The following is a 21,301-nucleotide window of genomic DNA, read 5'->3' as shown; positions in this document are numbered from 1 at the left end:
GTCCGCAGCTCTGCACGTTTACCACTGTTTCCACATAAAGGATTTTCAATGAGCCTCAACGCCCGCGACTTCACCCAGGACGGCCAGGTGATGAAGTACATGATCGGCATGTTTGTGCAGATCATGAATATCGCCTCCTACTGGGTTGTGCTTTTTTCTGTGCTGATATTTTTTTCCTGGATGCTCCTGCGGCTCACGTTGCAGGAGTTCATTCACGGCAGCGCCTACTGGCTGATTAAGTGGTTCATCATGCCGCTGTCGAAGCTCTCCGGTGGCACGTCAAAAAACGGCTGGACCTTTCACTTTGAGCGGCCAAACGGCGAGGTGGTGGCGTTTAAACACACGGCGCTGCAGGTGATGAACGATCCGTACTTTGTGCTCATGGGCCAGCACGTCAAGGACACGGCGTTTTACGGCTGGGGCATTGCGGCGTTCTCCTTCGTCGCCGCCATTATGGCCATCACCTGGTTTCTGGGCAACAAAGGCGCGAAACAGCGCGAGAGCGAGCTTACCGGCGGCCGTATTCTCGCGACAAGTCCTGCTGTCGTGAACCGTCTGCTCAGAAAGGCCGGCGTGATGTCCCCGCTCAGCATCTGCGGCCTGCATATCCTGAAAGACTCCGAGATGCAGAATTTTGGCCTGCACGGTACCGTCGGGTCGGGCAAGAGTACCGCGCTGAATGACCTTCTGCGCCAGCTTCGCGAGCGCGGCGATCGCGTTATCGTGTACGACAAAGGTAATAACTTTATCCCGACGTTTTACCGTCAGGATAAAGATCTCATTCTCAACCCGTTCGATGCGCGCTGCGCACCGTGGGACCTCTGGGAAGAGTGCCGGACGGTGGGCGAATTTGAAAACTTCGCCACCTCGCTGTTGCCCGACAGCAGCGGCAGCAGTGATCCGTTCTGGGTGCTGTCGGCCCGTTCGCTGTTTGTGGCTACCGCCCGTCGCATGGCACGCGAAAAGAACCGCAGCATCGGTGAGCTGCTGAAAAAGCTGATGTCCATCAGTCTGGCGGACCTGCGCCAGTTCCTGGAAGGCACAGACGCGGCGAACCTGGTGGACGGCAGCATCGAGAAAACCGCGATGACCATCCGCACCATTCTCACCACCTACGTTCGCTCGCTGCGCTACCTGCAGGGGCTCGACCAGGGCGGGCGCCGTCCGTTTAACATCCGCGACTGGCTGCACACCGAAGACGCAAGCGGCGACAATCCGTGGATTTTTATCTCCAGCGACGGCCAAAACCACAATGCGCTGAAGCCGCTGCTGAGCGCGTGGCTCTACATGACCATGTCCGGCATTCTCGGCCTGAAGGCCGACCGCAATCGCCGCATCTGGATCTTCCTGGACGAGCTGCCGTCCCTGCACAAGCTGCCCATTCTGCCGGATTTCTGCGCGGAGGGCCGTAAGTTCGGCGGCTGTACCGTCGCCGGCCTGCAGAACTTCCCGCAGCTGGAAGAAACGTACGGCACCAACGCGGCCAAATCGATCTGGGACCTGCTGAACACCCGCGTCTTTTACCGTGCGCCCAATGGCTCGATTGCGGACTGGGTACAGAAGGAGATTGGCGAGCAGCGCCATAAGAAGTTCAAGGATCAGTACAGCTACGGTATCGACATCATTCGCGACGGCGTGCAGTTCTCCAAAGACGAGGTGAACGAGTTCCTGGTCAGCTATTCCGACGTGCAGAGCCTTAATGACCTTGAGTGCTACATCACCCTGCCGGGCGAGTGGCCGGTGGTGCGCATGAAGCTAACCTGGAGAGCCTACCGCGAAATCGCTGAGGGGCGCATTCCCCGCGATGTGGAAGATGTGTTTGACCCGGACATCGAGGCGACGCTGGCGGGCGAAACCAGCGACAACCAGGCGGGCCAGATTGTGGGCAAGCTGTTTGGCGACGCGGCAGCGGCGGCAACCGCTGCAGATGAGCAGGGAGCCGACAGCGCTGAGGCCGCCGCGGGTACACAGAGCGCAGCGGCGCCAGCTGAAAGCGCGACAACCCCCGCCGAAACGGCCTCAGCGCAGTCAGCGCCAGACGAGAAGGGCGGCCGGGTTACCGCCTTACCGCCGCCTGTTGCTGATCCCACACGTGCTCCTGCAGCCGACAGCCCTGCGCCAGCACCGGTTTCAGAGCGCGAAACTGAGCGGCCGCTGCAGGTTATGGATGTGGTTAAACATAAACACGCGGATTTTGGTCTGGACCGCAACTGAGGTGAATCATGCTGTCAGTCTCTTCAGTCAAAAACGCCGGCAAGGCCGGCGCCTACTATACCAGTGAAGACAACTATTACTTTCTCGGCGAGCAGTCCACGGAGTGGTACGGCACCGGTGCGGAAAACCTGGGCCTGGAAGGCCCGGTAAACCGCGATACCTTTGTGGCGGTGCTGGAAGGTCAGCTGCCGGACGGCACCGATATGCGCCGCATGGAGGGTGGGGTTAACAGACACCGCCCGGGCTATGACCTGACGTTCTCGGCACCCAAAAGCGCGTCGGTGCTGGCGCTGGTGACCGGCGATACCTTCCTGGTGGATGCCCATAAAGAGGCGGTGCGGCGCACGCTGGACGAGGTGGAGAAGCTGGCCACCACGCGCACCATGACCGACGGCATCACGGAAATGGAGAAAACCGGCAATCTGGTGATTGCCACCTTCATGCACGATACCAGCCGCAACCTGGACCCGGCGATGCACACGCACGCGGTCATCGCCAACGCCACGCTCTCGGAAAACGGCTGGAAAACCCTTTCCACCGATATCAACGGCAAACAGGGCTTTACCGACGTGGTGTGGAACGAGCAGGTCAGCATCGGCGCGCTCTATCGCGGCCATTTCCGTTCCATTATTGAGCCGGCGGGCTACCAGACGGAAGACACCGGCCCGCGCGGCGAATGGGACATCACCGGCGTGCCGGTAAAGCCGTTTTCCTCGCGCCGCCAGGAGATAGTCGATCTGGTCGGCGAGAACGCCTCGGCGAAGCAAAAGAGCATGGCGGCGCTCGACTCCCGGCAGGCCAAACATTTTGAAGATCCCGAAACGCTGCGCGAACACTGGCAGTCAGTGCTGAAGGGTACCGGTTTTGACGCGGAGAGGTTCAGGCAGGAAGTGGCGGCGCGCCGCCAGACGCTGGAGGCAAAAAGCGCCAATGAAGAGAAAAAGGTGGCCATGCCTTCCGTACTGGACGGTGCGGTGCGCGAGGCGATTGATCGCCTGTCCTCAAAAAGCGTGCGCGTGACCTACGACGACGTGATGACGAGCGTGCTGAATCACGTCCCGGTTGAACCGGGTGTGTACGGTCAGGCCCGCAGTGCCATTGATAATGCCATCGGGCGCGGTCAGCTGATCGCCGTGGACAAGAACCAGACGTTATTCACCACCGCAGCTCACGTCCGCGACGAGGCGCGCCTGGCGCAGCTGGCCGCAGGTCTTGCGGAGAAACGCGGCGGGCTTCTGGCACCGGCGGGAGAAAAGGGCGTGCTGGCGCAGGTGGCTGACGCCGATCGTGCCGTGTCGCTCATCGATGTGCGCGGCGGCACGCAGTTCATCAGCGACCTGAACCGCAGCATCATGGCGATGGCCGGCGAAAACAAACGTCCGTTAATCGTGGTGGCGGCCGACGGGGCCGCGCGAAAGCGCCAGCAGGCCACCTTCGGAGATAAACCCGGTGTGATGCTTATGACGGCGGAGGAGATGAAAACCGCTGAGCTGCCGGCACGTCCGCTGGTGCTGGTCGCGGAGGCCGAGCGGTTTAATACCTCCGGGCTGCACGACGTGCTGAAAGCGGCCGCGCAGCAGGAGGGCACCACGCTTGTGACCGACACGCACGCCAGGCGAACGGCGGGCTTTGCGTCCGACGTGCTGAGCAGCGCGGGCGTGAAGCAGTTCACCGCCACCCCGAAAACCGAAAACGTACGCGTGACGATGGTGCAGAAGGACACGGTAGAAGACCGGCTCAGCGTGGCGGCGCGCTACTACGCCCAGGAAAAGGCGCTGGGGCGTCCGGTATCGCTGCAGGCGGGCAACGCGCGCACACGCGACCAGCTCACGGCCCGCACCCGGGAAATCCTCACCGATGAGGGCCAGCTCGGACGGGTACTGGGTGAGGCCACGGTACGGGTGCCGGTGTGGCTGGACGCCACCAACCGCAACGACCGCAGCGTGTACCGCGCGGGCATGGTGCTGGAGCAGCACGAGGGGCAGGGGCAGAAGTCGGTTTTTACCATTACCGGCGTCAGCGAGCGTCACAACCTGCTGACGGTGTCGGACGAAAAGGGCCAGAAACATGGGATCAGCATCAGCAGCATTGACAGCCATTACCGGCTGTTCCGGGAGAAAAAGCTGGAGCTGCGAAAGGGCGAGCAGCTGCGCGCCACGGCTGAGCTCGGCAGCCGTGCCGGCAGCGGCGAGCGGCTGACCGTCACCGGTGTGAAAGAGGGACGCTGGCTGTTTAAGGACGTCATCCTGATGGAAAACGCAAAAGGCGAGCGCGTGAAGCTGGACCGCAACGCGCCGCTGTACGCCGATTACGCCTATACAGAGTCCTTTGGTGCCACGCGGCGCACGGAGGGCAGCGTGGTGGCGGTGGTGGCGGGCAAGGAAGTGAACGACGCGACCGTCAACATGCTGCGCCGCAGCGGCTCAAATGTCATCGCCTTCACCCCGCTGGACGAGGCCACCATCGGCCGCCGGCTGGAGGAAAACCGCCCGGTGGTGAGCGTGACGCAGGGCATTAAGTCGCTCTCGGGCGAAAGCGACCTGTCCGACGCGCTGCGCGAGCTGGAATCGCGCAGGATGTCGCAGCCGGAGCGCGTAATGCGCCTGGCCATTGAGAAAGCCGCCGGCACGGACGTCACGTTCACGGGTGTCCGGGTGCTGGCTAACGTTATCAGTACAGACCGCAGCATAACCCCCGATCGTGCGCAGGAGGAGCTCTCACGCCTGGTGCAGCGCGGCGAAATTTTTGAACTCAGCGCGGAGCAGGGCGCGGCAGGCAGATACATCTCGCGTGAAAACTTTGAAAACGAGGTGGCCATCCTGCGCCACGTCGCCGAAGGAAAAAACAGCGTGAAGCCGCTGCTGGCAGGCGGGCTGAGCGAGGAGAAGGCGGCGGGTCTGACGGAGGGCCAGCGCGGGGCAGGCAACCTTTTCCTGACCACGCGCGACCGCTTCACCGCCATCCAGGGTTACGCCGGGGTGGGGAAAACCACCCAGTATCGCACCGTGGCGGCAGCGCTCGCAGCCGTGGAGGACGGTCCGGAAATTCGCGGCCTGGCACCCACGCACCGCGCCGTCAGCGAGCTTTCCGGCGCGGGCATTCCTTCGCAGACCATCGCCAGCTTTCTCAGCGAAAGCAGCCAGTGGCAGGCCGCCGGGCAGGCGCGTGACTTCCGAAACACCCTCTTTGTCATCGATGAATCGTCCATGAACGGCAACGCCCAGATGGCCTCGCTGATGAACGTGATCGCCGAAGGCGGCGGCCGCGCCGTTCTGAGCGGTGACCAGGACCAGCTGAAATCGCTGGAGTCCGGTGCGCCCTTTGCACTGGCGCTTGAACGCAGCGCGGCCGATGTCGCGGTGATGAAGGAAATCGTGCGTCAGATCCCCGCGCTGAAACCTGCCGTGGAGGCCGTTATTGCCGGTAACGTGCGTGAGGCGGTGCGGATTACGGCCGAAACCAGCCCGCAGAGCGTGCCGCGCCAGCCGGGCGCCTACGTGCCGGAAAGCAGCACGATGGACGGCAGCAAAATGGAGAAAGAGGAGACCGGTCCGGATGAGAAAACGGGCCCGGACCTCATCGGCCTTATTGCGGACGATTACAGCGGGCGCACGGCGGAGGCGCGTGACAACACGCTTATCGTGACGGAGCTCAATGCCGATCGCCAGGCCATAAATGAGGCGGTGCATGCGCGCCTTCGGGAGCAGGGCTCGCTGGGTGACGGTGTCACGCTGCCGCTGCTGATGCGCGTTAATAACAGTAATGCCGACCTCGGGCGGCAGGCGTTCTGGGAAGAGCAGGAGGGAAAAGTGGTTAAGCGGGGCGAACAGTATTACCGGATCGGCAAAACAGACGCGGAAAGCGGCGTGGTGCGCATGGCCGGGCTTGACGGCGCTGCTGACCGCTGGGTCAGACCTGCCGAACTGCGCAAGGAAGAGGTGGCGGTATTTGAGGAGGTGACGAGGGAAATCAGCACCGGTGAAAAAATCCGCCTGACGGCCACCGACCGCAACCGCAACCTGCGCGCCAGCGACATGGGTGTGGTGTCAGGCATTGCGGCGGACGGAAAAATCACGCTTGATACCGGCGACCGTCAGCTGTCATTTGAGCCGGCCGCGCGTTACGCCGACCGTCATCTGGACTACGGCTACGCCGTCACCACCTACAGCTCGCAGGGCGCGTCAGTAAAATACCTGATTGGCCTGTTCGGGGAAGAGGGGGCGCGCAAAATGATGGCCGCCCTGGACAGCACCTATGTGCAGCTCTCAAGGGCAAAAGAGCACGTTCAGACCTACTTCGACAACCTGTCCGGCTGGGCCGCCCGGGTTGAAAGCAAAAGCGGGCGGCGCCAGACGGTGCACGACGTGCTGATGCGGGCGGAGGACGTGCGTGCGGGACGGGAGGTGCAGGCATGGGAGAAAAGCCTGCCGGTGTCCGGGACGCGACTGGCGGACCGGGTTGACGAGGACCTGACGGCGGATGCGCGGTTTATGGCGGGTAAAACGCCGGAGATGCTCTGGCCGGTTATTAACGAGCACGGAAGACAGCGGGGCAACTGGCACGTTCCCGTGTCGCCCTCAAGCGGAGATGTGGATTTTTCTGCCGCCCATTATGAAGGGGCAGCGGACGGCAGCCGCATCGTACTGCAGCGTGGGGAGAAACACGGAAAGGTGCTGGAAGCCGCGGATATTGCTGAGGCGCTGCAGCTGATGAAGGACAACCCGGACAGCCCGGTGGTGCTCGCGGCTGAACACAGTGAGCGTCACGATGACAGGAATACGCCGGCAACTGCAGAGGCGGGCGGTGAGGAGCTGGACCGTCGCGAGGCCGAGGCGCTGGAGAAAGCCGTTAAAGCGGCACAGGAGCAGGAGGAGAAAGAGCCGGAACCCGTCATGCCCGATGAGGCGCGGAGCGCACCGGATGACAGGGACAGCGAACGCGAGGCTGCGCTTGCGGCGGCACTGGAAGAGCTGCGTGAAGAGGAGGCATTCGATTACCGCGACCATGACCTGTCGCCGGAGCGGGAAGACCGCGCCACGATGATGAATGATGAAGTAAACGTGATGCGCCATGAGCGCAGCGAACCCGAGCCGGAGTTTGGCCATAAACCCCAAAAAACGCTGGAGTAGACCCTATGACATTACTGCTGATTGCGGCCACTGCGGCCGTTTCCCTTATGATGCTGATGGCCTGGCTGCCTGAATTCAGGGCTAAAGGCGCGCTGCTTCGACGCTGGAGTAAGGGGGGCGGCGAGCCCCGCTGCAGTAAAGCCGTGCAGAGCGTGGTGGAGGCATTTATTCAGGGTTTCTCAGATATTCATAACCTGACGGTCACCGAAACGGCACGCATCCGGGAAATGAAGAGCCGCCCTGGCATGATGCCCGTGACCCTTCTGCTGCACCCGCAGCTGGTGAGACGTGAAAAAGGACGCTTTGCACGCGGGCGAAACCTGACCGCTGTGTTTGTGTCCACGGGCGTAAGCGCGCTTATCATGCCACCACTGGCCGGTATGGCCATGCACAACATGAGCCTGTGGCTGCTGCCCTTTCTGAACACGGCAGTGTTCTTCGCCGGTCTGCAGCTGCTGCGCTACGCATATTCAGATTTAGGGCTGATGAACGTGCTTGTAACCGGCAAAGCAGACTGAACAAACGGCCTGCCGCCCTGCGGTTGGCCGGTCCCTCGCGTCCAGGATTGAAAATCCCGTACGCTCACGACCCTTGGAGAAACCAATGCGAATGCCTGTCCTGTCGGAGAATATGCCGGATCTGGCCAATGGCTGCCTGCAACCCTGGCATTTACGCAGGGATACGGGCAGTGAATGAAGGCTGACATAACGTATTACCCGTTCGTAACGCCGAAACAGCCCGTTCGCCAGCGGCTGTGAAGCATCACAATTAAGGCTTATTACTGATTAGGCTTATGATATGCTGCGGAAAGTCTTATTTTGCAGCAGGGTAGGAGCATGAGCCCCCGTGATTCAGTAACATCAGCTCCCGAAAAGAAACGCACCCGTAACAGAGAGCAGCCAACTCCTCATAAGGATCGCGTTCGCGCCTATAAGGCGAGGAAACGTGAAACTCATAAAGAGATCAACGTTTTTGTCAGGCCGGAAGTGAAAGAGGTTCTGGTAAAACTTTGTGAGTTAAAGGGAATAACGCAGGCCGACCTGCTTGAAATGATGATTGAGGCTGAAGCGCGGAACAGCGAACTGCTGTAACCGGGGTGACTTTATTGCCGAAAGCGTTTCTGAGTGATAGATTACGGACAGTTAAGGATTGATGGCTGGCCACACCATAAGGTGGCAGGGATCTGAGGCGGTATAACCAAATCAGAAAAGAAAAAACCCCGATAATCTTTCTAGTTTGGCGACAGGACAAGATTACCGGGGCCCTAGAGAACCGCATAGAACGATTGCTCTATGCGGGGAGTATAGAATTATGCCCGGAAAAAGACAATTTGTTCTGTGCGTACTCCTGCTGTGCAATTTAAGCGTAGGGCGGGGTGGTTAACCTCACTTCGTCTCAACAGGCTAGCCGGCCTGATAATCGCCACCGTGGCGATCATTCCACAGCATGCAAATGCGCTAATCCGGAGTGGTTTGCGCCAGAGGGCTACCGGCGCCTGCCCGGGCAGATGGGGCACGCCATGAGCCGGCTTGTAGTGAAAGACAAGCGCACGGGTAAAATGACGCTGCGCCAGCGCATGTCCCGCCATCCCTATTTTGTCCTGCTGCGCGACGTCGCAGGACGAAAACGTGATTTCCGTCCGGAAAAACAGGCACTGTATGACGCCATGTGGCCGCTGTGCGTTCAGCGCGCAGATCTGGCCACGTCTGTGGTTACCTTCAACGGCAGCAGACTGGCTGACGAGCTGAGCCCAAAAGATGAGCAGGGCAACGTTATTCCGAAAACGCGCGTTGAACCCAGCCGGCTTTCCCGCCTGTTTGAGGAATGGGAGCGCTATGGCCTGATTGAAAGACCGGACCTGGAAATGGACCCCATGACGGGTTATTGCATGCCGCGCCATATCGTGCTGACTGACCGGTTCTGGCAGCTTTGCGGTATCGACATGGACAAATTTCTGGCGGAGCGCAATGAGCGGCTCGCTGCTGAGGCCGACGGCATCATTGAGCCGGGCACGCATGCTTCCGTTCGCGCCGCACGCCGGCGCTGGTATGAAAACATGCGCATGGCCACGCTGATAAGCCGCCGTGAAAAGGCGTCAAAGCAGAAGCGCCGCAAGCGCCTGAGCAAGTTACCACTCGATGACAGGCGTAACGCGATGGCCAAGCTGCTGTGCACGCGTCCGGCCCACGTATGGCGAAATCTTTCACCTGAAGACTTTGACCGCCTGGTCTGGAAGTGTCTGCGACAGCTGGAGCTGGGCCTCGACTATGAGCCCGCGCTCTCCGAAATACCTGATATCGTTCACTGACACCCCTGCTATTTTTACCGCCTTAACTGGCGGTAAAGTCGTTTGTGCCGCTCCCGGAATGTCCGAATCTGCGTCGGTATATGCTCCCGCAAAACCGCAAACGAGGCCAAAAATGTGGCACCGTTTTTTTTAGCCACAGTTACCCGCAATCAATATTCTGAGCTTACCGGCATACACAATCACGGCTACGCGCAAAACAATCCTGACTAACGTCAGAAAGAAATAATCAAAATAATAAATAAGGTGTTCATGCAGGCATTTTACGTGGATAAGCTTAATTCCTTCGCTTGCCGCGCCGCTCATATTCTCAAGTAGCTCCCGCCGTTTACCGGCGGGAAAGAGCAATTAGTTACAACATTCAATAATACTTTCATTTTACCCCCCGAATCGAGCAAAACATGAAGCACCAAACTCCACCCGGACCAGACCTGCGCCGTACCTGAAGCAGGGTTGCCCCCACTGAACAGTCCCCGCCGCGCCGGCCCGCAGGGCCGGTACTGCAGTGGCTGATAAATGGGTGTTGTAACTAACACATCGGTGTTGCTGTAGGTAGTGTCGCTGAAAGGTTCTTTTGTCTCCGACCGTCAGACTTCTGAATCGCTAACAGACCGCTGCTTAACGGCGTCTCGCAGGGCGTGGTTGGGTTTGTGCTGTATAAGCGTCTGAGAGCGGCTGCGCCGCGCTACCGGCGCCGTTCAGCTGCAGGGTGACATTTCGCACCGGATGGCACCTTCATGCCGCTGTGCGGCATACAGAGGCTGACTGCGCACTGCTCGCCAGCCTGTCAACTGCATGACGTTAACTCGAGTCGGCCTGAATGTATTTGTTTAATTCGATTCCCTGCCCTTCGCGAAAATTAAACTCATACGTGCAGCCTTTCGCTGCCAGAACACGATACAGCTCGTAAATAAGGTCCCGATTTGGACCTTCACCTGCGGCGGCCTTTTCAAGGGCAAGCGGTGATGATGTAACCAACACTACATGACAAGGTTCATCAAGCTGCAGGACACCATCTATCAATCCCTGCATTAAGCTGCGTTTTGAGGTCGTGTCCTGATAGTGAAATGTCATCGGCGTTTTCTTGTTTTCCCGCTCTATCAGTACTCGTGCAAAGCCTTCGCGTTTTTGCTGGTTACAACTACCTGTCGAATAAATATGAACTGTTCTAACCATTATATAAGTATCCCATTAGCAGCCCATCCCAATACATTTTCATAGGCCTGTTGAGCTGTAGCCGAAGTTAAAAGCCATAGAATGATGTATTGGCCATGAACGTGAAAGCGGTTACTTTCATAAAAACTGTATCTCAATAGGGGGCCGTTTGGAAAACGGAAATTACCCAGCATTAAGCGCGTTACTTGTTCTTTTTCAATCGACTGATCGAGCCTGCAAAACGTTACGCAGCCATGCAACACGTCCTCGGCATCAATACCTCACAAGAATGCCCTAAGGACGAACTGCCCCATGGCATTTAGGTTATGACAATCATACCTATGACATATAGATAATGACATTAGGGGATTTCAGGGGGGAGTTACCCTATGACATTTGGGTATACCCGGCCACATTTTTACGCTTTGTAGGAATCACATCGGATTTTCAACAGAATTCACGTAGCGCGATCATTTGTTAAAGATGCTAAATTTAGTAAACCACTACACTTTAAGCGTAAACAGGTAGTCTGGCCACTATCTTGAAACTCAGCAATCCTGAGCTGAATGTCTTGGGAATGATGCGAAGCCAGCATGCGCCGCAGAATGGTTTGAACACCGTAAAGCGCGTAAAATTGCATATCGACTGCATTCTTACACAATACCGAATGCAGAGTATGAGACCGAATAATCGGGTAGGTCGAACAGCTTTTTAATTTAGAAAGGTGAAGGTAATGACCTATTTTTATTATTCGTTCCCCCTGACTTGTTTGAGGTACCGTTTGGATTATTCAGCACCAAACCTCTCTATTAAAAAGTCTATCAAGCTGCGTAATTTGGCTGATGGACGGCAATCCTGCTGATAAGTCAGATACATTGGAGTCGATTTATAAGACCATTCGGGTAAAATATGCACAAGGCTACCCTGTAAAATATCACCCAGTAAAATTGATTCCGGCTGGAGAACGATCCCGCAATCATTAAGTGCTGCTATTCTGAGCGCGTTTCCCTGATTAGACATAAAGCGGCCTTTGACCGAAGCTTTGAAAAGCTGATTGTCAGGTCCTATTAAATCCCATCGGTTAGGCGTAAGCCAGTAAGAAATTCCAAGGCAACTATGGTTTATAAGTTCACCTGGGTGTTTAGGAATACCGTGAACACTAAGATAACGGGGGGATGCAGCCATAATTCTGCGGTAGGATTTTAAGGGCCTTGCAACAATGCCCGGCTCATTTATATTGCCAACCTGGATAGCAAGCTCGTAAGACCCCTCACTAAAGCTAGAAATCCGGTTCTCAAGTGTTAACATAACGTCTACATCAGGATTGATTGACATATATACGCTTAGCTCAGGAACTAAAAACTGATAGCCAAAGCTGATAGGCGCTAACATTTTGACCAACCCCCGGGGAGAGGACTGAAGCTCTAATGCACTATTTTCAGCTAATGAAAACTCTGAAAGTACACGCTGACAGCGATCGTAGTAAAGTTGTCCCACTTCCGTTAACTGTTGCCGGCGCGTCGTTCTGTGAAGCAGACGCGCTCCCAGACGTTCTTCAATCGCTCTTATCTGTTTAGCAACCATGGTAACCGATACGCCGCAAGCATCAGCAGCAGCAGTGAAGCTGCCGCAATTCACTACCCGTACAAACATCTCCATTCCAGCAAGCTTATCCATGATTATGAACCTATTGGTTTAAACATCTATAACTTAACACATATTTATCATTAATACGCATTAAGTAATCATGTTGTGGTTGCTCCCATTTCGGGGGCTGATATAAGAGATATAAAATGCCTATTATTCGTTTAGAGATGCCGCCGGGGCGCACCCCCGAGCAAAAACGTAGCTTTGCCAGTGAAGTGACACGGGTCGCTGTTGAAACACTCAACTGCAAACCGGAAAGTCTGGACGTCCTGATTATTGAAGTCCCCAAGGAACACTGGGCAAAAGCCGGAAAATTCATGACTGAACGATGAGTTTAGAAGACGTAACTTTACTATTACAGTGGATGCATTGTAAATAATCAAGCAATTAAATCTGACTTGCAAAATCAATGTATTCATTTAATAATTTTTAATGAGATTGAAAAAATGAAAAGTACATATTCTACAGGCGTAATATGCTGTCTAATCGCCACATTATCATGGGGCGCTGGGTTTCCAATTATGACCAGCGCCCTGACCTATATTGACCCCTACACCTTCACCACCCTTCGCTATGGCTTTTCCGGAATTGCCCTAATAATCGCACTGCTGATGCTTGAAGGAAGGTCAGGCCTCAGCTTTAAAGGTGAACGTATTGGCTTAGCCTGGTTATTAGGTACAATTGCTTTTGTCGGATTTGGTTTCTTTGTTTTTTTAGGTCAGCAAATGGCTGGGAAAGATGGTGCATTGACAGCATCGATTATGATGGCAACCATGCCAATGATAGGCATTCTTGTTAATTGGTTAGTAAAAAAGGTAGCTCCGCCAAGCATATCAATTGGCCTGATAGTTATGTCCTTTTTTGGTGTGATTACAGTAATAACGAAAGGTCATTACAGTACGCTTTTTGACTCACCAGGGAATTATAAAGCAAACGCGTTGATTATTATCGGTGTGTTTTGCTGGGTGATTTACACAATTGGCGCTTCATTTTTTCCTAAATGGTCTCCGTTGAAGTATACAACACTGACGACCTGCTTGGGTGTATGCAGTATCATTTTTTTAAATGCAATATTCTATCTTTCAGGGTTTTTACCGATACCTACCTCAAGCGCGCTTGTTACAATCGCACCTCATGTTGCTTATATGGCGTTAATTGCAAGCTTTATAGGTATTCTTTGCTGGAATATAGGCAATAAAATCCTTACTCCTATGAACGGAGTCCTTTTCATGGATATCGTCCCTATCACAGCCTTCAGTATCTCTGCAATGACAACAGTGATACCTGGGGCTGCAGAAGTTACAGGGGCCTGTATTACCGGAGCTGCCTTGATCCTTAATAACCTATACCTCAGATACAAAAAACCAAAGCCTGTTGTTTTACCAGTCAGAACCAGCTAGTGCAAAGTGTGAGTTTAAAGCTAATACTCTTAAAATGCATTGATTAAAACGAGCATCCTTAAGGATTTATAATGTTCATCAAACCTAGAAAAATGGTTATTCATGTTAATATTGTCGGGGATGTAAATGCTCCGGTTGTGGTGCTTCTTCATTCGCTAGGTACAAACCTTCATATCTGGGATGAGCAGGTTAATGTTCTGAAGAAAAGTTACAGGGTACTGTCTATTGATATGCGCGGACATGGATTGAGTGAACTTTCAGCTGAGCCATTTACGATTGAAGATATGGCAAATGATGTTCTTAGCGTAATTGATTACTTCAATATCAAATCATTTTCTATAGCAGGTGTCTCAATCGGCGGTTTAATTGCTCAACACCTTGCAGATAATGTACCTGAAATTCTGAACTCTGTTATCCTGATTGATACCTATCTTGCACCAGTGTCTAAAGAATTCTGGGTCTCGATGGCAAAAAATATACGAACTGAGGGTCTCAATCCATACGTTGATGAAATATTTAATCGCTGGGTAACTGCGCAGTTCAGAGAAACTCCTTCAGCCGTAGGTATGAAACAAATGTTATATAGTACTTCATCAGAAGGTTACGCCGGATGTGCTGATGCGCTGGCAAAGATAAACCCAGATAAAACATGCAAACAAGGCCTTCCGGTTCTGGTTATCGTAGGTGAAGAAGATATCGTTGCAACCCCTACCGCAGCACGACAGCTTGCTCAGGCCCGCAAAGGGGAGTTAAAAATCCTGAATAATGCTTCACATATACCCTTGCTTGAAAAAGCAGATGAAATTAATACAGAAATGCTTCGTTTTTTGAATGCAGGTAAGTAGTTCAGGAGAATATACAGTATAATCATTTAAAATTGAGAGGTATGCCTTAAAGGGGAGTTCTGTACTACTGCAGGACTCTTGCAAAGAGAGTAAATTCAACAATAATAACCGCCGCTAAAATAAAAAAACTCTTCTGCCAGTTGAGATTAAATTTAGAATTGTTATTTGCAAAATAATGATAATTTATCTTTTACGATATGGAAGGAAGCAAACACATGAACAATACTTCAATTAATAAAGCCTGGTTTTTGAAAGTTCCACTAGATGTATTAGAAGAGATAAGCTGCAAAGTTAAAGCAATGCCTTATCAGCCGGTTAAGTGTTGTGTAGCTAACAATGAATCAAAGAGAATAATACCGAGCCTGATGCTTCTGATAAATTTGATTTCTATTTTAGCAACCGACTCCAGCGAAATTGACTGTTCAATCATTCATCACTCGCTCATCAATCTCTCACTTGCAATCAAGCATAAAGACAGTAAAAAAACTCCAACCAGCAAAAAAAATGCAAGTAAAAAAATCAAAAGTTTAATTATTGCAAACCCTACTCGTGACTGGTGTTCATCTGATTTTGAAGAAGATCTGCATGTAAGTGGAGCCACCTTAAGAAGACGATTAGCACAGGAAGGGACTTCATTACGTCAATTAATACGTGATACACGTATGGAGCTTGCATTGAAATTGATAAAAACATCTGATAAATCAATCAAAGTTATAGCGCTTGAGTGCGGATACAGCTCTGCCTCCTGTTTCTCAAGAAACTTTACTTCGCATTTTGGCTTAGATCCTTCTTCAGTGAATTCATGCTCCTTACAGTATAAAGATTTCTCTTAAAGCAATATAGAATGATGAGGGTTTTATTAGTTTGGCTTATTTTTCTCTAAAAGAAAAACAAAAAAACCTTCAACCGAAAGATATTAACCATCTTTTATTACGGAAGTCTAGTTGTAAGTCTCCCGCATAATCGTGCCATTCACATTTAGAGATCTTCCGGCATACTCACTCTGCCAACGAAGGAGATCGCTATGCGTAAAGCCCGTTTTACTGAGCATCAGATCATTGCCGTGATTAAGTCGGTTGAAGCCGGACGAACTGTTAAAGATGTCTGCCGCGAGGCCGGTATCTCTGAAGCGACTTACTACAACTGGAAGTCTAAATATGGCGGCATGGAAGCTTCTGATATTAAAAAGATAAAGGATCTTGAGGACGAGAACAGACGTCTCAAACAGATGTTTGCCGACCTGAGCCTTGAGAACCGGGCGCTGAAAGACGTTATCGAAAAAAAGCTTTAAAACCAGCCTTTAAGCGTGAGCTGGTCACTCATCTGATAACGACATTCGGACTCAGTATCCGTCAGGCCTGCCGGAGTCTGGATCTGAGCAGAACGGTTTACCATTACCGCCCGGATACCACGCGTGATGAACCCGTTATTGCCGCCCTGCAGGCAGCGGCTGAACGATACCCACGATACGGTTTTCCGAAGCTTTTCCAGGTTCTGCGGCGGCAGGGATACTCGTGGAATCACAAAAGGCTCCACCGTATTTACTGTCTGCTGAAGCTGAATTTTCGTCGTAAGGGCAAACAACGGTTGCCGGTGCGCAACCCCTCACCGCTGGCCACGCCGGAAGCGCTGAACCAGAGCTGGTCTGTTGATTTTATGCATGATGCCCTGGTCTGTGGCCGTCGTTTTCGCACGTTCAATGTCGTTGATGACTTTAACCGTGAGGCGTTGTCGATTGAAATCGATCTGAATCTGCCAGCTCAGCGAGTGGTCCGTGTACTCGACAGGATCGCGGCAAACCGCGGCTATCCGGCCATGCTTCGCATGGATAATGGTCCGGAATTTATCTCTCTGGCGCTGGCTGAATGGGCAGAGAAACATACAATAAAACTGGAGTTTATCCAGCCGGGTAAGCCGACAAAGAACGCTTTCATTGAGCGCTTTAACCGGACATACCGTACAGAAATACTCGATTTTTATCTGTTCAGAACACTGAATGAAGTGCGGGAAACCACGGAAAAATGGTTGTCGGAATATAACTGTGAACGTCCGCATGAATCGCTGAACAATATGACACCGGAGGAATACCGGCAGCACCATTATTTGGCCGGGATCTCAAAAAGTGCATGGAACTAAAACGGGTCTATTTACATAGTATTGCCATGCCTAGTTCAAAAATCACTCAGTGCACATCATTCTTACCATATTTAGCGTCATGCTTCCTTATAAATATCTTTCCATCTCTGTTTCAAAATGATTATGAGTTTTTGTATTTGAGCGTTTCAGGCATGATGTTGAGCATTACGGAAGAGCACTTTCAGTCATAATCATTTTGTGGGTTAGCTTTAGAGCTAATGTCCCACGTAATGAAAGAGAATTTTTAATAGAAAATGATGATGCTATGTATGAAAAAAAATTTTATACAGAAAGACCATTTTAAACATCTATAAAATTTATGAGAAAAGGAACTAGGATGGATATCAGAGTATATAATAAATCGACTCATGATTACGCACTTGAATTACTTAAAAATGATGGCGTAATTGTTGCACCAAGCGTTACTAACTATGGTGTTTTTTGTTCTGCAACCAGTGAGAAGGGAATTGCACGAATCTTTGAAATGAAGGAACGCACTAAGTTTGGACCTCTGACATTAGGTATTGGACGGCCTGAAGATGCCCGATTATATGCAGAAATTCCATCAACATTTTCTGATGAACTTATCGCTGAGCTGCTTCTGGGTATGACCACACCAATATTCTTCAAATCGTCAGTTTCAGAATCATTTCCTGAGCAAATGACCATGAGTGCACCAACTGTTGGCCTGTTCTGCCACGGCATGAGCCCTATGTATGAGATTGGCCGCGAATATGGGCCCATTGCTCTGACATCGTCTAATATTTCTGGTACCGGTGGTCATCAGGTAACCCGTGAACAAGCTATCAGCGATCTTGGTCGCCATGCTGACCTTGTTATCGATGGTGGCCCTATCGGCTGGGATGATGCCGCCGGACCGTTTCAGAGTAATACAGTCGTTGACTTCTCATTTGACCCTCCCCACTTGGTCAGACCTGGAAGGTTTCCAACCGAACGCCTGAAGACCCTTTTCCCTTCACTTATCACTGACCTCGATACATACAAAGAAGTGATCAGGCAGCGTATGGGGAACGTGACATTATGATCTACAATCAAAAAAATAATAATCAAATGAATAATTTCAATAGTGATGAATTTGTGCTAGGCCCTGAAGTATCTTCAGAAGGACCTGCAAAAGTGCTGCTGGTCGGTATGGGAGCAGATATCGGATCAAATATCATATATCTGTCTGCCACGAGAGGAATAAAATATCCGGTAACTGATATTTTAACCCATGCTATCGTCAGTGAGGGAGTAGGTGCTAATAATCGCAGTAGTCTGGATGAACTCAAAGCGAGACTCATTCTTGCGAACCCTTCTTTGTACGATAAAGTGAAAATCAATCAAGAGAGTTCGTCCATCATTATCAATGGGCATAACTTCCGGATTCATTTCAGGGATTTTGATTCGGACCTGGAAGATTTAGGTAAGTTTGATTTAGCAATTTTAGCGACAAGTCGCCGGCACATCAGATCCCGTAGCCATCTTGAAAAGCTTGAATATATTGCAAAAGTCGTGATTGGCGTTGCAGAAAACTCTGATCTTCCTGCGCTGTACCCAGCGCTATTATCCGCAGATGCCAGCCATTTCTTGGCTACCCAGTCAGCAATCGGTAGCGAGCTGACCGGTAGTTTTGCAATGGGCAGTTGCCAGTGTGTCGGCTGGACCACGGGATTACGTGTGCTTGCTGATTACTGTTCCGATAACGGTGTGCTATTACAGGATGTGTTGCTGCATACAGAAGTTGATATTGTACATCCCGATACGGCATCCTCTAATTTTGGTACTAACCGGACGGGCTCCAGAACAGAAGATCCCAGAGATAATTTACGGCCAGGGGTTTCGCAGGTTGCCACATCTATGCAGCGATTCAAACCCGCAACCAGCGTTAACACCGTTTCTCTGCGCGTGTTGACCCAACCGCCCGGTTATCAGATACAGCGTTTTTTTCTAAAGAACCTGAACGTGAATATAGATAAGCTTATTCATGTCGCTCGCAGGATCGAATCAGAAGAACCTTCTCTTATTCATGTCACTAGTAATCCAATCGGTTCAAAGGCGTATGCGAGCATGCCTTGTGGCTTAGTACTGATTGCGACAGAGCAGCATATTTCAGCTAAAAGTATTGGCGATATTACTGAAGTGACACTGCAGGCTTATGTTCATAATACATTAGGTTATAGTGCAGCAATTCTTGCCACAACCGATCGTATCCTGAATGGCGAATCCCTGACAATTGTAAATTAAGAAAACACCTAAATTCTGGAGCTCAAAATGGCTATTTTAGACATCTTGGATATGCAGTCAACTTATCAACATTCTGGTAAAATGATTATTACGCCGGAACCTGAAACGGTAGGCATAATTACTCATTCTCTTGACGAGTTGACCGAGGGTGCAGAGCATATATTTTTTACAACTCGCCTTGACTGCTCAATCGCCAGTAAGATTATTGCAAAACCATCTGTTGGCTCGGTCGTAGTAACCCAAGGTGAGTTCTCCGATCATGCAAGAAAAATGCTACATGAATCTGGTATTGGTTTAGTTGTCTATAACGAGCGTGAATTTGATAAGACCAGCAGATGCATCATTAATAAGGATGGCATTAAAGAATTAAAGGAAGGCGTTCCTATTAGTGCTATTTGCTCGGTATTGAATAATCGAAATTTATCTACATACCGTCGCTTTGGTATTAATTCATTAGGATACTTCAGATTTAAATTCTGCCTTTTCCAGTTGTTCAGTCAGGATGCTGGCGCTTATAATAACCCGGAGGTTATTGAAAAATACTTGTACGAGCAGCTAGTTAAGTTAGGCAAGCAAAATTGGTCAAGTATTCGATGTGTATTATCCGATCTTACTACAGCTGAATTATCTGAAGTTGGCATTCAGGTTCCTGCTGAAATGAATCCTGATTTAGGTGTCCGTGGGCCGCGTATTATGGAACAATGGGCGCCTGAACTGGCTGCAATCCGACGCTTTCAGGATGAATTTGATATAAAAATCAAAATCAGTGCACCATTTGTTTCAACAATAGATGAGTACGGTAATTTTGTTGATTTAGTAAAAGCTGCAGGAATCGAGCGTGAGAGTGTCGAACTAGGCTTCACTTTAGAGGTGCCAGCTTTGGCCGAAGAGCTCGATGCGCTTTTCCAAACTCATAAAGTTGACTTTATGGCCATTGGTACGTCTGATTTGTTTTCGCTTTTTAATGGTGTGTGCAGAAACAATCAAGCTTTATCTGTTTTACCTGCGAGCAATGCCAATATCCGTCTGTTACGCCGTGTAGTAATGTGTGCGCGTCAGTATGGAGTCCATACCTTTGTCTGTGGTGAAGTTCGTCGTAATGAGAAAGTTATGACTGAGTTACTTAAGGCTGGGGTTGGCGAACTTATTTGTTCTGCCCAAGTTAGGGAACTCAGTACGATTTTTCATTTTTCAGGAATTATAGATTTAGTTAAAAATAAATAATATTTTCATCGGGCACACTGTTAAGATGATAATTAGATTATTTTTTATAAACATCCTTTGCGCCCGATTACATGATTTTAAATCACCATTTTTCATAAAACCATGACACTCAAAGTTACTAGAAGTTCTTAACAGGAGAAAACATGATATACACAGTTCATTGTGATTATAAAGACACTGTAAGTGAAAAGGATTGGAATGAATTTTACAGCCTAAATAAGTTACCCTGCCTGATATCCACGACTGGCTTCAAAACCTCTCAGAGGTTTAAATCTTTAAAGTCAGCAACTCCACGTTACCTAGCTGTACACACAATTGAAAACATTGGAGTTATTATGAGCAAGGAATATTTAAAAAACGGGGGAGGGACCTTTTCTCATTGGCAAAAAAACATTTTAAACTGGCACAGGAACGTTTACAACTGCCAAACTTTCGCACCAGAAGTGACTGAAAATGAAATCTTGATACTCAGTAGAATTGAGCTTTATCATTTGCAGTCAGAGCAGGGGTATATCCCTTTCCCCCTGCAATTAACTGGCCTGGATAAGTCACATTTTTACGAGATTGGTTATGTTCTCCCACGTGCTTTTTTAAATTATTTTGATAATTTAGATGAGGTTGATACATATGAACCAATTACTCTCCAGCTCAAGAATACGTGATCACGCAAATAGTTTCATTTTACGCGCCTCCATTTCTATTACGTAAACTTATGCGCAGGGTAAACATGCAGCCTTTCTAAACCAGAACACCCAAGTTAAGTCGCGTCTCGATGTAATTTTTTGCCGGAATCTGAAAAGCCATAGATATGTCACGAAATTGAATTTGGCCTGACTCCTGCTGAATTAGTACATTCCATTTTACTATATAGCCACTAAGGCGCTTAGCTGTGGGCATTTTTTCTGCAGAATGATTTCTCTTTGCTTTAAGTCATAAAATGAACATGAATAGTGTGCAGTTTGCTTTCGAAATGCAATATCAGTTGCATTAGCTGCCACA

The 21,301-nt window shown here is 50.8% G+C and carries 16 protein-coding genes; 14 read left to right on the top strand and 2 right to left on the bottom strand.

The genetic code is table 11. From position 1 onward, the window contains the following. Positions 1 to 48: 48 nt before the first annotated feature. The 5 genes from traD to repA all read left to right on the top strand — a co-directional run bounded on the left by traD (position 49) and on the right by repA (position 9,651). Complete coding sequence (gene traD / locus B1H58_RS20340) at positions 49 to 2,214, top strand: type IV conjugative transfer system coupling protein TraD (RefSeq protein ID WP_085072412.1); 2,166 nt, start codon at positions 49 to 51, stop codon at positions 2,212 to 2,214. 8 nt (positions 2,215 to 2,222) lie between these two features. After that, the gene (gene mobF, locus B1H58_RS20335; RefSeq protein WP_085072411.1) at positions 2,223 to 7,343 is read left to right on the top strand and encodes a MobF family relaxase; all 5,121 of its coding nucleotides are present in this window, start codon (positions 2,223 to 2,225) and stop codon (positions 7,341 to 7,343) included. A 5-nt stretch (positions 7,344 to 7,348) separates the two neighbouring features. After that, a complete protein-coding gene (locus tag B1H58_RS20330) occupies positions 7,349 to 7,861 on the top strand; it encodes a hypothetical protein (protein ID WP_085072410.1) in 513 nt (170 codons plus the stop codon). A gap of 318 nt (positions 7,862 to 8,179) precedes the next feature. Continuing rightward, positions 8,180 to 8,434 carry a RepB family protein gene (locus B1H58_RS20325; protein WP_085072409.1) on the top strand — a complete coding sequence of 85 codons (255 nt, stop codon included), beginning with the start codon at positions 8,180 to 8,182 and terminating at the stop codon, positions 8,432 to 8,434. Between the two features lie 284 nt (positions 8,435 to 8,718). Then, entirely contained in the window at positions 8,719 to 9,651 is a 933-nt protein-coding gene (gene repA / locus B1H58_RS20320; RefSeq protein WP_085072408.1) for a plasmid replication initiator RepA, read from the top strand. Positions 9,652 to 10,449: 798 nt separating this feature from the next. Here the strand turns inward: repA and B1H58_RS20315 are convergent. Both B1H58_RS20315 and B1H58_RS20310 read right to left on the bottom strand, forming a co-directional pair. Next, the gene (locus B1H58_RS20315; protein WP_157130258.1) at positions 10,450 to 10,824 is read right to left on the bottom strand and encodes a hypothetical protein; all 375 of its coding nucleotides are present in this window, start codon (positions 10,822 to 10,824) and stop codon (positions 10,450 to 10,452) included. 765 nt (positions 10,825 to 11,589) lie between these two features. After that, positions 11,590 to 12,480 carry a LysR family transcriptional regulator gene (locus tag B1H58_RS20310; protein ID WP_085072406.1) on the bottom strand — a complete coding sequence of 297 codons (891 nt, stop codon included), beginning with the start codon at positions 12,478 to 12,480 and terminating at the stop codon, positions 11,590 to 11,592. A 116-nt stretch (positions 12,481 to 12,596) separates the two neighbouring features. Between B1H58_RS20310 and B1H58_RS20305 the strand changes: the two genes are divergently transcribed. The 9 genes from B1H58_RS20305 to B1H58_RS20265 all read left to right on the top strand — a co-directional run bounded on the left by B1H58_RS20305 (position 12,597) and on the right by B1H58_RS20265 (position 20,964). Next, a complete protein-coding gene (locus B1H58_RS20305; RefSeq protein ID WP_085072405.1) occupies positions 12,597 to 12,782 on the top strand; it encodes a 4-oxalocrotonate tautomerase in 186 nt (61 codons plus the stop codon). Positions 12,783 to 12,896: 114 nt separating this feature from the next. Beyond that, positions 12,897 to 13,850, top strand: coding sequence for a DMT family transporter (locus B1H58_RS20300; RefSeq protein WP_085072404.1), 954 nt, complete (start codon positions 12,897 to 12,899; stop codon positions 13,848 to 13,850). A 71-nt stretch (positions 13,851 to 13,921) separates the two neighbouring features. Beyond that, complete coding sequence (locus tag B1H58_RS20295; RefSeq protein ID WP_085072403.1) at positions 13,922 to 14,695, top strand: alpha/beta fold hydrolase; 774 nt, start codon at positions 13,922 to 13,924, stop codon at positions 14,693 to 14,695. Positions 14,696 to 14,910: 215 nt separating this feature from the next. Then, positions 14,911 to 15,528 (top strand): helix-turn-helix transcriptional regulator, encoded by a 618-nt coding sequence (locus B1H58_RS20290; RefSeq protein WP_167373309.1) that lies wholly within the window; start codon positions 14,911 to 14,913, stop codon positions 15,526 to 15,528. A gap of 191 nt (positions 15,529 to 15,719) precedes the next feature. Continuing rightward, a protein-coding gene (locus B1H58_RS20285; protein ID WP_157130257.1) for an IS3 family transposase occupies positions 15,720 to 16,831 on the top strand; the annotation gives its coding sequence in 2 pieces (ribosomal slippage) (positions 15,720 to 15,981 and positions 15,981 to 16,831; 1,113 coding nt in all). Positions 16,832 to 17,168: 337 nt separating this feature from the next. Further along, entirely contained in the window at positions 17,169 to 17,876 is a 708-nt protein-coding gene (locus B1H58_RS20280; RefSeq protein ID WP_167373308.1) for an L-threonylcarbamoyladenylate synthase, read from the top strand. Continuing rightward, on the top strand, positions 17,873 to 19,078 hold the full coding sequence (locus B1H58_RS20275; protein WP_085072400.1) for a hypothetical protein: 1,206 nt from the start codon (positions 17,873 to 17,875) through the stop codon (positions 19,076 to 19,078). Before B1H58_RS20280 ends, B1H58_RS20275 begins: the two co-directional genes overlap by 4 nt. A 27-nt stretch (positions 19,079 to 19,105) precedes the next feature. Further along, positions 19,106 to 20,302, top strand: a complete 1,197-nt coding sequence (locus B1H58_RS20270) for a putative PEP-binding protein (RefSeq protein ID WP_085072399.1) — start codon at positions 19,106 to 19,108, stop codon at positions 20,300 to 20,302. A gap of 143 nt (positions 20,303 to 20,445) precedes the next feature. Further along, on the top strand, positions 20,446 to 20,964 hold the full coding sequence (locus B1H58_RS20265) for a hypothetical protein (RefSeq protein ID WP_085072398.1): 519 nt from the start codon (positions 20,446 to 20,448) through the stop codon (positions 20,962 to 20,964). Positions 20,965 to 21,301 lie beyond the last annotated feature (337 nt).

Source organism: Pantoea alhagi, assembly GCF_002101395.1.
In the GTDB taxonomy this organism is placed as follows: Bacteria; Pseudomonadota; Gammaproteobacteria; order Enterobacterales; family Enterobacteriaceae; genus Mixta; species Mixta alhagi.
This window is presented reverse-complemented; position numbering and strand designations above follow the sequence as displayed.

Coding starts and splice junctions, on each gene's coding strand:
- traD (WP_085072412.1), top strand. CDS start 49: ATGAGCCTCAACGCCCGCGACTTCACCCAGGACGGCCAGGTGATGAAG.
- mobF (WP_085072411.1), top strand. CDS start 2,223: ATGCTGTCAGTCTCTTCAGTCAAAAACGCCGGCAAGGCCGGCGCCTAC.
- B1H58_RS20330 (WP_085072410.1), top strand. CDS start 7,349: ATGACATTACTGCTGATTGCGGCCACTGCGGCCGTTTCCCTTATGATG.
- B1H58_RS20325 (WP_085072409.1), top strand. CDS start 8,180: ATGAGCCCCCGTGATTCAGTAACATCAGCTCCCGAAAAGAAACGCACC.
- B1H58_RS20315 (WP_157130258.1), bottom strand. CDS start 10,824: ATGGTTAGAACAGTTCATATTTATTCGACAGGTAGTTGTAACCAGCAA.
- B1H58_RS20310 (WP_085072406.1), bottom strand. CDS start 12,480: ATGGATAAGCTTGCTGGAATGGAGATGTTTGTACGGGTAGTGAATTGC.
- B1H58_RS20305 (WP_085072405.1), top strand. CDS start 12,597: ATGCCTATTATTCGTTTAGAGATGCCGCCGGGGCGCACCCCCGAGCAA.
- B1H58_RS20300 (WP_085072404.1), top strand. CDS start 12,897: ATGAAAAGTACATATTCTACAGGCGTAATATGCTGTCTAATCGCCACA.
- B1H58_RS20295 (WP_085072403.1), top strand. CDS start 13,922: ATGTTCATCAAACCTAGAAAAATGGTTATTCATGTTAATATTGTCGGG.
- B1H58_RS20290 (WP_167373309.1), top strand. CDS start 14,911: ATGAACAATACTTCAATTAATAAAGCCTGGTTTTTGAAAGTTCCACTA.
- B1H58_RS20280 (WP_167373308.1), top strand. CDS start 17,169: ATGGATATCAGAGTATATAATAAATCGACTCATGATTACGCACTTGAA.
- B1H58_RS20275 (WP_085072400.1), top strand. CDS start 17,873: ATGATCTACAATCAAAAAAATAATAATCAAATGAATAATTTCAATAGT.
- B1H58_RS20270 (WP_085072399.1), top strand. CDS start 19,106: ATGGCTATTTTAGACATCTTGGATATGCAGTCAACTTATCAACATTCT.
- B1H58_RS20265 (WP_085072398.1), top strand. CDS start 20,446: ATGATATACACAGTTCATTGTGATTATAAAGACACTGTAAGTGAAAAG.